Raw genomic sequence first — 13,026 nt, forward strand, 5'->3', positions numbered from 1 at the left:
CCTGGTCGGGTGGAAGTGTCGGGAAGGAGGAGGTGACGGATGCGGGGGTCAGAGGCTGCGCGCGGAGATGTCGCCGTTGCCGCTGGTGGCGCTGATCTTCAGCACGGGGGAGCCGTTGTTCTTCAGGGCGTTGCTGACGCGGCCGTGGCGGGGGTCGGCGTCCAGCGTGGCGGAGACGCCGGGGGCGGCGGCGATCGAGATGTCGCCGTGCTGGGTGCGGAGCACCACCGTGCCGCGCACCGCCTCGCCGATGGTGATGCCGCCCCGCGCGGTGGAGATCTCCGCTGAGCCGCCCAGCCGGCCGACGTGGACATCGCCGTCGACAGAGGTGAGGCGCAGGCCTTCCACGTCGGCGATCTCGATGCGGCGGTGGGCGCCATGGACGGCGACGTCGCCGAGCCGGCCTTCGGTGCGCACCTCTGCGGCGGCGGAGGCGGCCTCGACGCGGGAGCCGGTGGGGAGCTGAACCGTCACCTCGACGGATCCGGGGTTGCTCAGCACCTGGTTCCTCGCCTCCGGCGCGACGACGCGCAGCACGCCGTCGCCGAACTCGACCGTGGTCTGCTCCGCGGCCTTCACATCGCGGCCCTTGCCGGCGTCCGCGGGACGCACCTCGACGGTGGTCTCGGCGCGGTCGGCGGCGAGGAGGCTGATGCGTCCGGCGGGTATCTCCACCACGGCGGCGATCGCGTCGGGGGTCTCGAACTTCTGCATGGGACGTTCTCCTTGATGGGGTAGTCAGGCCGTGGAATGGCCAGGTGGTGGAGTGGTCAGGTGGTGGGCAGGTCGAGTTGGTGTTCGTGGGTGCTGCGGTGGAAGCGGAAACCCAGCTGCCGGTTCACGGCGAGCATGTGTGTGTTGTCCTGTGCGTTGTCGGTCTCGATCTCCACGATTCCGGGCTGCTCGGCGCGGAGCCTGCGCACCATCTCTGCCTTGACCCATAGCCCGAGCCCGTGGCTGCGGTGTGCGGGCACCACGACGGTGTCGTACTGCAGTGCCCGGCGAGTCTCCCCGGCACGGATGACGATCTCGGTGTATCCGGCCATCTCCCCCTTGCAGAGCGCAGCGGTCGTCAGCAGTACGTCACCGCGGTCGGCCAGCACTTCGGCCATGGCCCGGACCCGGTCGGCGGTCCAGGTCTGGCTGCCGTAGTCCATGTCGCCCATGGGCATGTCGTTCATCGCGTTCTTGGCAGCGGCGAACGCCTCGGCCAGGTCGTCGGGAACCGTGCCGGTCCAGCAGGCCAGTTCGTAGCCGGGGTACTCGGTGTCGGCCGCGGCAGCGTCGGCCCGCGCGACGTCGAGCAGCAGGTGGTCCAATGCCAGCACCCGGCGGAAGCCGTGGCGCTCGCTGAACGCCTCGCCCGGGCTGGCGGCCGCGGCTGTCGCGACGAGGCTGCGCCGGCCCTCGGCGCGGCAGGCCGCCACGACCGCCGACAGGAGGAGGGTGCCGGTTCCCAGGCGCCGGTGTGCGGGATCGACGTGGAGTTCCAGTTCGGCCAGGTGCTGCTGGCCCGTTGAGGTGAACAGCCGCAGGCCGGCAACTCCGACGGGGGCGCCGTCCGCCGCGGTGGCGAGCCAGGTCAGCCGACGGCTGCCGAGGGCAGGCTGGGTGAGCTGGGCGTGGATATGTCCGGGGTCGGGGGCCGGTACTCCCGGCAGGTCGTGGGCCGTCGAGGCGGCGACGACCTGGTGCCACGCGGCGGCGTCGGTATCCGAGACGCGTTGGAGCGGAGTGACGTGTGCAGATGGGGACACTTTGATGGCTTTCGTGGTGGAGGTCGAGGGGCGAATTCGGCCGGGCGATGGACCGAGAGGGCGGCGGGTGGTGAAGGTGTGTCAGGCCGTGGTGCCTGGACTCCAGTGGTCGAGAGCGGTGTAGGCCGGGATCCATCGGGCGGTGCAGGCGGCGTACGCGTGCGCGGGCAGCTGGGCGAGGAGCCTCGTCATGGTCGGCTTGTCGGCGCCGTCCAGGAGCCACGGCAGCAGAAGTGGTGCGTCCTTGCCGATGTGCTGGGCGTGGACCTGGCTGAAATGGGCCCACTGCTCGGCGGTCAGCGTCCGCCGCATCAGCGGGAAGGCCGTGTCCTCCTCGTGCTTGAGGTGTCCAGCCAGGCCGCGGGTCAGCGCGTCGGTGAGCTGGCCCAGCCGCAGCGGGTCGGCTCCGGGCTCGGTCAGCAGCTCGTCGATGGCCTGGATCACCGGAGCAATGGCGGCGTGCTCGGCCTCCATCACCTCCAGCAGCGCCAGGTCCTTCGGGCTGCCGGCCAGATTCTGCCGCAGTGACGGCCACAGCGCGCCGTCCTCGGCAGCGTGGTGCGCGCGGAGGGCCTGCTTGAACAGTGTCCATCCGGCAGCGGTGGCCAGTACGCGCACGGGGTCACGGTCCGCGGCGGTGGTGACCCGGTCGAGCTGGGCCAGGTCCCGGCGCAGGGCGCCATGCATCGCGTACATCAAGGTCAGGTCGATGGAGTCGCTCATCGGGCCGGACGAACGCGGCGTTCTTCACGGTTCTTCATGCGTACATGCATGCCTCAAACGATCTTGCGATCCGTGCATATGATCAAGCCATACTTCCACGCGGTTCGATAACCGCTGGGTTATCGATACGGGGGGCGGGGGGGGGCCGGTGGAGCTGCGGGACATCGAGATCTTCCTCGTACTGGCGGAGGAGCTGCATTTCGGCCGGGCCGCACAGCGGCTGCACGTCTCCCAGGCACGCGTCAGCCAGGCCATCAAGAAGCAGGAGCGGCGCATCGGGGCCGAGCTGTTCGCCCGCACCAGCCGCACGGTTCGCCTGACGGAGGTCGGCCGGCAGTTCCGCGACGACCTGCAACCGGTCTACGCGGGACTGCACGAATCCCTGGAGCGAGCCCAGCTGGCGGCCCGCGGCATCACCGCACAGCTCCGCGTCAGCCTGATGCCCTTCAACGTCGTCGATCTGCACCCCTACTGGAAGGCGTTCCGCGCGCGCCACCCGCAATGGGGCCTCCAGATCCGCCAGGCAACCTTCACCGATCCGTTCGGCCAGCTCCGCAGCGGCGCCATGGACGTCATGATCGTCTGGCTGCCGGTGGAGGAGCCGGACTTCACCGTCGGGCCGACCTTGTGCACCGACCCGCGAGTCCTTGCCGTGGCCGCCGACCACCGGTTCGCGGCACGGGACTCCGTACCGGTGGAGCTGCTCGCCGAGTTCCCACACGCCACTGCCCTCGGCCTGCCGGACTACTGGGAGGACAGTTACCTGCCTTTCTCCACCCCACGCGGCCGTTCGATCGAGCGCCTCACGGCCGCGGCCTCGGACAACGCCGATCAGCTGATCAGCCACATCGGCATGGGCGACATCATCCACACCTTCCCCGGCCATGTCACCAGATACTGGGGCATGTCGAACATCCGATTCCTCCCCGTCCCCGAGATGGCAGCCCTGACCTTCGCTCTGGTCTGGCGGACCGAAGCCGAAAACGACCTCATCCGCGCCCTGGCCGACACCGTGCGCGACCTGGGTGCATTCCGCTTCTGACGCAGTCTGCCGACTCCACCACGTCGTAGGCGCCGCAGCCTCGCGGATCTTTCACCAGGCTCGCGATCTCTTTACCGAGGGCGAGCCGGACTGCGGTGCCCACAGCCGGAAAGTACAGCTCATCGACGCCGTCGCGCCGCTGTGTCAGGGTGATGTGGACGACCTGGTCCTGCACTCCCCTGCACGCGTTGACGCACCTTCATCGCGGTGAGGTCAAGCGTCGCCAGCAGGTCAGCGCGCATCCCAGGGTGAGGAACGCTTCGTGGATGTCGTCGCGGACTTCCCAGCGGATCCGCAGCCGGCGGAACCAGTGCAGGTGGGCGAACGCGCGCTCGACAACGCAGCGTTGAGTGCCCAATCCGGAGCCGTGCTCGGTGCCCCGCCGGGCGACGAGCGGCCTCACGCCGACCTTCCGCACCAGGCGGCGGTACTTGTCGTGGTCACACCCGCGGTCGGCAAGAACGACGTCCGGTCGGCGCCGTGGTCGGCCGCGCTTTCCCCGTACGGTGGCACGGCTTCGAGGACCGGGATGAGCTGGGTGACGTCGTTGCGATTGCCGCCGGTCAGCGTGACGGCGAGCGGGATACCGATGGCGTCGGTGATCAGGTGGTGCTTGCTGCCCGTCCTGCCCCGGCCAACAGACTCCGCCCCGTCTTGGAGCCCCCTTCAAAGCCCGGATGTGCGAGCCGTCGACCGCAGCACGGGAGAGGTCCAGCACGTTCGCGCTACGCAGTTTGGCCAGAAGAACCTCGTGGAGCCGGGGCCACACACCAGCCTCGGTCCACTCGGCCAGGCGGCGCCAGCACGTCATGCCCGAGCCGAGACCGAGTTCCTGCGGCAGGTGTTCCCAGGCGATTCCGGTATGGAGCACGAACAGGATTCCTTGGAACACCAATCGGTCCGGATGGCGCCTACGCCCGGGATGATGCGTCCGCCGTTCCACACCCGTGACGCACACCCAGTGCACCTCACACGACGCCCATCAGGCACGCGTGCGCCCGCTCCTCGGCCCGGCGCAACGCCACCGACCAACCTGCGCAACCACACCTGACCGGGTCGGCACCCGCGGTTCAGTGCTCGCAGAGGGAGAACTCCCTTTCGTAGAGCTGCTCGTTGTGCTCGTCGACGAAGAACTTCCTTTCCTTCATGAGTTCCTCGCGGTACGTCTTGGCCTGCTCGAGCGTCATGGTCGATGTGTCGGACCAGGGCTGCTGCGGCGGTACGTCGGAGGTCGAGACGATCTGCTCCGCCGGGTCGACCAGGAAGAACGCGAGGATCTTGCGGTGTCCCGGGCGGGTGGGGTCCGCGAGGCGGAACGCGTCCACGCGGTGCTGCAGGACGTTGGGAAACACCAGGCAGCGGCCCGACGGGGTCGGTACCGAGCCCAGCACCTGGTTCAGCGCGTCTTCGTCCTGAAGGCCATAGACCTCGCGCAGCCCGGCGTCGTCGTTCTGTTCATAGTGCGGGTCGTCGAGTGCGGTCCGGAATCCCAGCCGGCTCTCGGTGATGTTCTCGCTGTCCCAGTAGTAGATGCCGGTCGAGACGATCCGCTCGTTCAGCATGCCCTCGACGTGCCAGGAACCGCCGGGGTATTCGGGCTTGTCCGGGGTGAGGTGGACGGTGGCGAGCTTGACGATGACCTGGAGCCGGCGGCCGCGCAGGTCGACCCGGGCGGAGGCGTCGGGCAGTGCAGGCGGGCTGAAGGCCGGGGCGTCCGGGACGATCGGGCGGCGGTTCTCCCACCAGGCCTCATAGGCCTCTTCCCAGACAGCGCGGGCATCCATGTAGGTCGCGTTGTCACTGTAGGACGACTGGCGCGGATACTCCGGTTCCGAGTCGTACCAGCCGTAGGGATCGGCCTCGATCCGCAGGGGCCGCGGGTGCCGCAGATCGGTGAGCACGTTCTCGAACAACGGGCGCAGGCGCGCGAACACGTCCGGCAGGACGGACGCCAGTGCACGATGCGCCTCGGGGTGGACGTTATTGACGTACGAGCGGAAGGTGACGCCCCCGTCGTCACTGACGTCGACGTCCGTGGGCAGCCACTGGAACCTCTCCGAGAACTCGTACTTCGAGTAGTGGTTCGTCGGGTTCTGCCAGGCCCGCTCGGGCCCTCCACTCACCTCCCTCACCAGGCAGAACAGTGAGGGGTGCACGAGATCCAACACCTGGCCGTCGGATCCGGGATGCCAGTCCCGCTCCGCTTCGGGGACCTCTTCCAGGACCCGGACCGCCTCACTCAACCGGGACCTGAGCTGCTCGTCGACGAGGGTGTCCGACTGCCAGACCCCGTCGACCGCGGACACCTCGATGCCAGTGCGCGCGTCCCGCAACGCGGCGTAGTGCCCCAGCTCGGCGAGAACGTAGCGCACCTGCGCTTCGGTCAGGCCCTGCGCCACCGCTTCCTGCGTCCACCTGGCGACGATGTCGGCGTCGTTCATCTTGTCGAACCACGCGGGCTTGGCGCGCAGGTGCGAGCTGCACTGCATCATCTGCAGCTCGCGCAGCGTCCGGGGCGTCGCGAACGCCGGGGAACGGGAGGTCTGGAAAGGCAGCGGGAAGGCGGACAGGCCGGTCACTTCTGGTGGTCCTCACGATCGGTGTGCGGTGCCCGGAAGAATAGCCCGGCCCACTGACACCACAGCCGCGGCCCCCGAGCTGGGACGACCATCGCGGTCGCCCCCCCGGCGCCAAACAGCACCTGCTGCGCTCCCGGCTCGCCCGGCTCGGCTTCGGCGCGGTCTCGCCGGGCGTGTGGATCGCCCCGGCCCACCTGTACGGGGAGACCCGGCGCACCCTGGACCGGCTGCACCTGACGGCGCACGTGGAGCTGTTCCGCGGCGCCCACCTCGGCTTCCCGCCGACGGCCGGGTCGGTTTCCCGCTGGTGGGACCTGTCAGCGCTGGCCAAAGAGCACGAGGAGTTCCTCGACCTCCACGAACCGGCCCTGTGCGCCCTCCAGTCGGGTCCGCCGCCGGAGCCGGAGGCCGCCTACCGCGGCTACCTCCTCGCCCTGGACACCTGGCGCCGCCTCCCGTATGCCGACCCTGTCCTGCCCCGCGAGCTCCTCCCGGCGGACTGGCCGGGCGACCGCTCGGCGTCGGTCTTCGCCGAACTCCACGACCGGCTGCGGGACGTCGGCGCCGGGTTCGTGGAACCGTAGCTGCGGCCGGAGCGTCACCTGATCTTGTGACAGGAACCGAACGCCCCCCGCACCGAGTCAGAGTCGAACCCATGCCCACGGACCCGGCCCCTGCCCCTGCCCCTGACAGGTCCCGCACGTGGCCCGGCGTCCTCTCGGTGATCGCTTCCGGGCTGATGGGCGCCGCGGCCGGATGCCTGGCGATCGCCCTCTCGTCCCGCGCACGCGCCTACTGCGACGCAGGCTGGGAAGCGGGTGGTGTGGCCGAGCTGACCTTCCTGCTCCCGGTCCTGGTGGTGGGCTTCGCGGTGTGCGCCGTGGTAGTCGCGATGCTCACGCCGCGCCGGCACCCGCTGCTGCGGATGGTGCCGGTGGTGCTCGTGCTGGGGGTACTGGTCATCTGGTTCTTCGCCGTCAAGGGCACCCTGGACGGGTATCCGGGGGATTCGGGGCTGTGCGGGCCGGACAACGTGCCGCCGTGGTGGCCGGGGTGGCTGCCCGCGTGAAAAGGCGGGTGCGGGGCGTCGGACAGGTGACGCGTTCACCCTGCGGCAATCGGCGCCGCTGACATCCTGCGCGAACCTGTCAGCCGCCCTAACAGTGGTCCGCGAGACCGCTCAGACAGAGCCCGGCAGATCCGGCCGTGCTGTCCGTACGGCACTCGCAAGCCCCGCTCAACACCCGGGCCTGGAGCGGACCAGGCAGGCCGGAACGGGGCACCGGGGCCGGCCGCGCGTGCCCAGGCGGTGGGCGAAGGCGCTCAGGCCATGCAGGCCGGTCACGTCCATGAACGTGAGGTGCCGCATGTCGCAGGCCACTGCGGCGACGCCGTCGAGGTCGCTCTACACGTCGTCGAGAGCGGCTCCGGTGTCCAGGTCGAGCTCGCCGGTGGGGTGAGGTGCACGGTAGGCCCGTAGCGCCTCTTCATCATCTGGAAGTCCATGTCGTCTCACCTCGCCGCGACCGGCAGGCTTGATGCACGCCCGCCCGGATCCGGGCACCAGATGGCCCGAATCGATGGTCGCGCTGCCCCACCGCCGTCCGCAAACCCTCCCCCGCCGGGACGGGGGAGGACGCGCGGAGCGGCTGGGCTCTGCCGGAGCCGGCATCCACCGTGCCGGGTCCGGCCCTACCGCTAACGGTCAGGTGTGCAGACGGCTGTTGGGGCCGTCCTGGTCGCCGGCCGTTTCGTCGTTGAACCAGTAGTCGCCCGCGGCCAGGTACCGGAACGAGTGGACGCTTTCCATGGGCAGTGCGATCGTGACCGCGCGCTTGCCGTCCTTGCGGGCCTTGAGGGTGTGGACTCCGGGCTGCCAGTCGTTCAAGTCACCCACCACGCTCACCGGACCCGGCAGGCAGCCGCGGCGACGAAAACAGCGACGTCTCCCAGCAACTCCACCTGGGCGACCGCCACCTCCTCGCCGCGGGCCCAGGGCGGGGTTTCCCGGGAAGACGGTGTGGGCTTCTCTGTGAGGGGTCAGCCGATGCGGACGGTGATCTCGGGGAGGGGTATGTCGGAAAGGTTCAGCTGGAGCCCGGTCAGGGTCAGGTACGTCTGCGAGTCGGTCAAGGCGGAGGTGGTGGACGGTGCCTGGGTCTTCCCGCGCGTGCTCACCAGCAGGTACCAGCCCCCGCGCTTGTAACTGCGGGAGGCGTCGGGGCGGTCGCCGTTCGGGTTCAGCGTCCAGCCCTGGCGCTCCAGGTCGGCGCAGATCGCGTTCATCTCCGACTGTGCGGCAGTCTTCTCGCGGACAGCCATCCAGCCCGTCCTGTTCGAGTTGGCGCCGGCCGCGACGGCCGGGCGGCCCTGCGCCGGGTCGAGGCCCGCCGCGCTGACCGCGGTCCGGATCACCTCGTCCACGGCGTCCCGTGTGAGGGGCGGTGACGTGGACTCCGGTGTGGACGCCGCCGTGGATGAGGACGGCGTGGGCGCGGGCGCGCCCAGGTGGATGCGCCCGTCGTCGTCTATCTGGATGTGGTCCGGCAGGACCACGGCGGCCAGACTCACGATCAAGGTCGCGGCCAGCCCGATCCACACCCTCTTCAACAGCGCGTTCAACGCGAAACTCCCCCCGAGTGATCAATCAGAGGGAGTCTCACACATACTGCTCGGCGCCCGGCAGCCCTCAGGGCGTGTGTTCGGTTGTGGGTTCTGGCACACATTCCGTGAACGATCTCGACTCGGGCTCGACAAACCTCTCGTGACATCCAATCCGCGCACCTCACGTGGGGTGCACGTCCTGCTGCCGGAGAGCCAGCCAGATTGTTCACGGAATGTGCGCCAGAACCCACTACTGCTCGATAAAGCCAGCCCCGCCGGACCGTCGCCCGCATCCGGCAGATGGCACGCACCTACGACCTCACCATCGAAGACACCATCACCCAGGCCCTCTCCGGCAAGCCCGCCCCACAGAGCCCTTCACGGTTCGGGCCTGACACCACGCCGCACCGCTAGAGGGAATCCTTCTTCGTTGGTGATCACGTGTCGTGGAAACGTGGCGATCTGACGAGTAACCAGTTCGGCTCGGCTTGAGCTGTTGCGACCGCGGGGCGCCAAACCGGGCCGTCCACCGAGGTGGACGAGACCCGGCGGGCAGCCAGCTGGCTCACGGCTCGTACAAAGGCAGAAAGTGGATGACCGCTTCCTCATACGGGTGGGCGTCGCGAACCGCCTGCTGGACTGCACGGGCCTGTTCCTCATCGCAGACGGATTCGATCCTGTATTCCTTGCCGGACTGCACGACGCCCACCTCACCGTCATATGGCCGCGACCCAGGCAGCGGCTGCCAGGTGCCGGTCACCCGCCACACACTGGAGAACCGGGCATACTCGCCAACCCGTCCCGCTCCGGCCGCGTGGAGAGCATCGTTCACCACCTCCACATGACTCTCGGGAACGGATATCTCAACCTTCAGGCGCGTCATGCCCGGACCCTAACAACCCACCGCAACCAGCCTTTCGCAACAGGCCCTGTACGCCGCGGGACGTGTCCCGCGGCGTACAGGGCCTCAGGCCGTCGGAGCCCGCAGTGCATCCCTGACATACCGGCCGGCGGCAGGGAGCTCGGCGCGAGCGGCACCCTCGCTGGCCGGCGGCCGGTCCTGCCACTCGGCCCGCACCTCGGCCACCACCACGCACACACCCTGAACCTCCGCCACCGGATCCGGATCCAGCTCCTGGGGCTGCGGGCCGGTCACCATCACCGTGCCGTGAAGACCGTACGGCAGCTCGATCCCCCGCCCCACCGAAGCCAGCACCCACACGGCCAGGTTCAGCGGAACTGCTGCTGGGACGGTAGTCAGAGTCTCTGTGACCGGTCACGTGGGAATCGGTCATGACCGATGACCGACGAGGCGCCGATCGGTCACCGGTCACCGGTCACCGGTCACCGGGAATCGGGAATCGGATCAGTCACCAGTCTGGTCTGGGGTCTGCTGTGGGGTGCGACCGCATGGGGACGATGCCGCCGCCGAGGCCGACGAACATGGGCGGTGGTCGGCCTGGTCATCGGCATGGTCCTCTTCCTGCCAACAGCCGTGCTGCTCCTGTTCGCAGCCCTCGCCGACGCAGACAACCACCCCGGGAAGATGGTGGGCAGCAAGTGCCCCGCTCGCGGCCGCGGCAGCCGTGGCACCTGGTTCTTGCCATCCCACCGGACACGGGGCACGGGCCGCCCCCCTCCTTCTACCCAAACCTGGACTCCACCAGCCGGTTTCACGACCGGGACTTCAACCAGGGGAAGGCACGGCTCAAGGAGTTCGCGGTGGCTACGGGCAAGGCAGGCAGGCCGTTCAGCAGAAGCGGATCAGGGCACCCGGCGCCTCCCGCATCCAGCCCGGCTGTTGGCCGCCCAGGTCCATCAGATGATGAACAAGCTGTCCGGCCCGCCGATCCGGCGGATCGCCTCCAGGGGATACGGGGTCTGCCTGCTCTCAAAACGGAACTTGCGGTAGTAGTCCGTCATCACTGCGGCGATCGGAGCGTGGCGGATGAGGATCGCCGCGACCTGCGACGGAATTCCTGTCGGAGGTTCCCCTCGGGCGCAGGCGTGCACGAACGCGCTGCGCTCGTCCCGCTCGTACCCGTACAGGGCGGTGGCGAGCCACTGCACGAGGTGGGTGACGGTGTAACAGCGGTCATAGGTCTGGTGTTCGTCGAAGAAGTCGGCCTCCTCCTTCGACAGGTCGAACCGGGAGGAGATCGCGAGGCCGTAGTCCGTGAAGAACAGACGCTTGCCGTCGGTGAGGATGTTCTGGAAGTGGCCATCGAAATGCAGGAGCCCGCGGGCGTTCATGAAAGAGGTTCCGGCCTCAAGTTCCTTCGCCACCATGGTGCATGCCTGCTCGGCCGTCTCATCGTCGGCTTTGACCTGAACGTCCAGCCAGTCGTGCAGGTTCTGCGGGATGTACTCCAGGAACAGTGCGACGCTCGCCGAGGAGTCCCGCAGCGCCTCGATCCGGTGGCGCACCTGCGGTCCGCCTCCCCAGTAGGCGACAGCTTTCTCCACGTCGGCCAGTAGCTCGGGCAGCACCTGCCCGGGGTGCGGCAGCACCCGCCAGTGGTACATCAATGGAAAGCCCTCATGGTCCTGTGCGAGCACCCAGTTCGTCGTCATGGTGTGCACGGCCAACTCCCGCCAGGCCCCCCATCCCGGGCTTCCGGGAACCCCAAGGCCGGGATGGCAGAAGGTCGGTAGCTCGAAGAGGTTCGCCGTGGATTGGACGTTCTCCGGCTGCCTTTCCAGATCAGTCAGCGGCAGCCGCTTAACGAAGACTGGGGTTCCGCCGACCTCCAGCAACGCTGAGGTCCCGCCGATGCCAGAACCAATCGGCGCAGCCGTATCCACAAGGTCCCGCAGTTCGCGATCACTGCACAGCGCCAGCGATGTGGAGACGGCACTGTAGGCCGCCAAACGCGCACCACGCGACGCGTCGAAGCTCTCGACGGCTACCTCCACCAGGGCACCAACCTCTCTGAAATACCTGGGCCCGTCCAAAGGGCGCGCACACGCGACGCGTAGCCCTGCGGTTCGCCCCTGGCCGCTACCAGCTCTGCCACGCCGGGGCGGGGTAGCGAGGTGCACGTCGCTTTCGGGCTTCGAGCCCGAGGAACGTGGCTCCCGAGGCGAGGGTCGCGAGGAACGACACCAACATGGCCAGCGGCAGCAGGACACTGGCGGGTTCCCCCAGACCCAGCCACAGCGCCGCCGTACCCATCGCCAGGGCCACCAGCAACGAAACCCTCGCGGTGAGCGACAGCTTGCCGCTCACCGCGACGAAGGCGTACCCGACGATCAGGCCCGGCGCGACGGCCACTATCAGGCCCAGGAACAACAGGAACAAGAAGACGAGCAAGGCGATGATCATGTCGTACCGACCTCCGGATCTCATGGCCAACTCGTGCCGAAGGCAGACGGATCCGCGTCCCCCGGTCTGGCAGGCCCTCCGGACACCATGCTGTCAGATTTTCTGAACGCGTTCAACGCAGCTCGTGGACGGTGTCCACGAAGGCGCGGATCCGGGTGGTCTCGCCGGCCTTCGGCCAGAAGGACCCGTACTCGACGGGAGGGGCGTCGCTGAAGGAGACCCAGGCGATGTCGGGGCCCCCGTGGTAGCGCTCCGCGCACGCGCTCGCCGGGGAGACGCCCCTGCCGATGCCGATGAGGTTCAGCAGTTCCGTCCAGTAGGAACCGGCCCGGCCGTGCGGGACGGACCTGCCCAGCGGGTCTGCCGAGGATAGTGGGTGTCCTCCAGCCAATACCGCGGCACGGCCCCGGCGACGGGGAGGAGCGTCGCCTCCGCGAGGTCCTCCAGCGACACGGAAGGGCGCCGGCCGAGGGGGTGCCCCGCGGGAACCAGCAGCTGCCCCCGCGCCCCTCGAACGGGGCGAACCCGTCGAAGCGTAAGGCTGGTGCACACCTGTCATGAACGGCTCAGGAACAGGTACTGACCAGGGGGCGAGCGCCAGCCCTTGCCCAGGGCGCTCAGGGCAGGCGAGTCCGCCTCCGGGTGGACCTGGGGGATCCGGTCGATGTGGTCGGCCCGGTACAGCGAGACCCACACCGTGCCGCCGCGGGCCGCCCCGGACTTCACCCGCGCCTCCTGGGCGTGGCGGATCCACCCGAGGCGCACCGGGCGGTCGAAGCCAGAAAGCCCGTACGCCGGGGCTTACGGGCGGCCTGGTCCGGGCCGAGCAGCGCGGCGTCGGCGACCAGCGGCTCAGGCCCGGCAGGTCGCTCTCATACCGGCGCTCCTTACCCTCAGGCTAAGACGTCGTTTCATTTGGTGAGGCGGCGGTGGCAGATGAGGGCTGCGGCTATGCCGACGAAGGCGAGGAAGTGTTCGGCCTTGCGTTCGTAGCGG

14 protein-coding genes and 2 pseudogenes are annotated in these 13,026 nt (G+C 68.9%); 3 read left to right on the forward strand and 13 right to left on the reverse strand.

All coding sequences use genetic code 11. From position 1 onward, the window contains the following. Nucleotides 1-48 precede the first annotated feature (48 nt). The 3 genes from AB0D48_RS29605 to AB0D48_RS29615 all read right to left on the reverse strand — a co-directional run bounded on the left by AB0D48_RS29605 (nucleotide 49) and on the right by AB0D48_RS29615 (nucleotide 2,480). Nucleotides 49-714 (reverse strand): DUF4097 family beta strand repeat-containing protein, encoded by a 666-nt coding sequence (locus AB0D48_RS29605; protein ID WP_362403563.1) that lies wholly within the window; start codon nucleotides 712-714, stop codon nucleotides 49-51. A gap of 56 nt (nucleotides 715-770) precedes the next feature. Beyond that, nucleotides 771-1,757, reverse strand: a complete 987-nt coding sequence (locus AB0D48_RS29610) for a GNAT family N-acetyltransferase (protein ID WP_362403566.1) — start codon at nucleotides 1,755-1,757, stop codon at nucleotides 771-773. A gap of 81 nt (nucleotides 1,758-1,838) precedes the next feature. Beyond that, nucleotides 1,839-2,480 carry a hemerythrin domain-containing protein gene (locus AB0D48_RS29615; protein WP_362403569.1) on the reverse strand — a complete coding sequence of 214 codons (642 nt, stop codon included), beginning with the start codon at nucleotides 2,478-2,480 and terminating at the stop codon, nucleotides 1,839-1,841. A gap of 148 nt (nucleotides 2,481-2,628) precedes the next feature. On the opposite strand from AB0D48_RS29615, the gene AB0D48_RS29620 reads away from it, so the two are divergent. After that, nucleotides 2,629-3,522 carry a LysR family transcriptional regulator gene (locus tag AB0D48_RS29620; protein WP_362403572.1) on the forward strand — a complete coding sequence of 298 codons (894 nt, stop codon included), beginning with the start codon at nucleotides 2,629-2,631 and terminating at the stop codon, nucleotides 3,520-3,522. 199 nt (nucleotides 3,523-3,721) lie between these two features. Here the strand turns inward: AB0D48_RS29620 and AB0D48_RS29625 are convergent. Together AB0D48_RS29625 and AB0D48_RS29630 are read right to left on the reverse strand one after the other, a co-directional pair. Beyond that, nucleotides 3,722-4,459, reverse strand: a pseudogene (locus tag AB0D48_RS29625) (IS5 family transposase); the annotation flags it as partial. Nucleotides 4,460-4,592: 133 nt separating this feature from the next. Next, entirely contained in the window at nucleotides 4,593-6,101 is a 1,509-nt protein-coding gene (locus AB0D48_RS29630; protein WP_362403575.1) for a DUF4246 domain-containing protein, read from the reverse strand. Nucleotides 6,102-6,214: 113 nt separating this feature from the next. On the opposite strand from AB0D48_RS29630, the pseudogene AB0D48_RS29635 reads away from it, so the two are divergent. Together AB0D48_RS29635 and AB0D48_RS29640 are read left to right on the forward strand one after the other, a co-directional pair. Further along, nucleotides 6,215-6,685, forward strand: a pseudogene (locus AB0D48_RS29635) (PaaX family transcriptional regulator C-terminal domain-containing protein); the annotation flags it as partial. 71 nt (nucleotides 6,686-6,756) lie between these two features. Further along, entirely contained in the window at nucleotides 6,757-7,170 is a 414-nt protein-coding gene (locus AB0D48_RS29640; RefSeq protein ID WP_362403577.1) for a hypothetical protein, read from the forward strand. Nucleotides 7,171-7,806: 636 nt separating this feature from the next. Here the strand turns inward: AB0D48_RS29640 and AB0D48_RS29645 are convergent. The 8 genes from AB0D48_RS29645 to AB0D48_RS29680 all read right to left on the reverse strand — a co-directional run bounded on the left by AB0D48_RS29645 (nucleotide 7,807) and on the right by AB0D48_RS29680 (nucleotide 12,756). Further along, entirely contained in the window at nucleotides 7,807-7,998 is a 192-nt protein-coding gene (locus AB0D48_RS29645; RefSeq protein ID WP_362403580.1) for a hypothetical protein, read from the reverse strand. A 143-nt stretch (nucleotides 7,999-8,141) separates the two neighbouring features. Beyond that, nucleotides 8,142-8,723: a hypothetical protein gene (locus AB0D48_RS29650; protein WP_362403583.1), complete on the reverse strand. Its 582-nt coding sequence runs from the start codon at nucleotides 8,721-8,723 to the stop codon at nucleotides 8,142-8,144. 547 nt (nucleotides 8,724-9,270) lie between these two features. Continuing rightward, on the reverse strand, nucleotides 9,271-9,588 hold the full coding sequence (locus tag AB0D48_RS29655) for a hypothetical protein (protein WP_362403586.1): 318 nt from the start codon (nucleotides 9,586-9,588) through the stop codon (nucleotides 9,271-9,273). A gap of 84 nt (nucleotides 9,589-9,672) precedes the next feature. After that, nucleotides 9,673-9,921 carry a hypothetical protein gene (locus tag AB0D48_RS29660; RefSeq protein WP_362403589.1) on the reverse strand — a complete coding sequence of 83 codons (249 nt, stop codon included), beginning with the start codon at nucleotides 9,919-9,921 and terminating at the stop codon, nucleotides 9,673-9,675. Between the two features lie 602 nt (nucleotides 9,922-10,523). Next, complete coding sequence (locus AB0D48_RS29665) at nucleotides 10,524-11,621, reverse strand: protein kinase family protein (RefSeq protein ID WP_362403592.1); 1,098 nt, start codon at nucleotides 11,619-11,621, stop codon at nucleotides 10,524-10,526. A gap of 85 nt (nucleotides 11,622-11,706) precedes the next feature. Then, nucleotides 11,707-12,054 carry a hypothetical protein gene (locus tag AB0D48_RS29670; protein WP_362403595.1) on the reverse strand — a complete coding sequence of 116 codons (348 nt, stop codon included), beginning with the start codon at nucleotides 12,052-12,054 and terminating at the stop codon, nucleotides 11,707-11,709. A gap of 88 nt (nucleotides 12,055-12,142) precedes the next feature. After that, nucleotides 12,143-12,421, reverse strand: a complete 279-nt coding sequence (locus AB0D48_RS29675; protein WP_362403598.1) for a hypothetical protein — start codon at nucleotides 12,419-12,421, stop codon at nucleotides 12,143-12,145. 164 nt (nucleotides 12,422-12,585) lie between these two features. Next, on the reverse strand, nucleotides 12,586-12,756 hold the full coding sequence (locus tag AB0D48_RS29680) for a hypothetical protein (RefSeq protein ID WP_362403602.1): 171 nt from the start codon (nucleotides 12,754-12,756) through the stop codon (nucleotides 12,586-12,588). Between the last annotated feature and the right edge of the window lie 270 nt (nucleotides 12,757-13,026).

The sequence above is a fragment of the Streptomyces sp. NPDC048269 genome (assembly GCF_040652395.1).
GTDB lineage: Bacteria > Actinomycetota > Actinomycetes > Streptomycetales > Streptomycetaceae > Streptomyces.

Bases quoted from the DNA above. Each gene is read 5' to 3' on its own strand.
- AB0D48_RS29655 (WP_362403586.1), bottom strand. From the start codon at position 9,588: ATGACGCGCCTGAAGGTTGAGATATCCGTTCCCGAGAGTCATGTGGAG.
- AB0D48_RS29615 (WP_362403569.1), bottom strand. From the start codon at position 2,480: ATGAGCGACTCCATCGACCTGACCTTGATGTACGCGATGCATGGCGCC.
- AB0D48_RS29640 (WP_362403577.1), top strand. From the start codon at position 6,757: ATGCCCACGGACCCGGCCCCTGCCCCTGCCCCTGACAGGTCCCGCACG.
- AB0D48_RS29670 (WP_362403595.1), bottom strand. From the start codon at position 12,054: ATGAGATCCGGAGGTCGGTACGACATGATCATCGCCTTGCTCGTCTTC.
- AB0D48_RS29605 (WP_362403563.1), bottom strand. From the start codon at position 714: ATGCAGAAGTTCGAGACCCCCGACGCGATCGCCGCCGTGGTGGAGATA.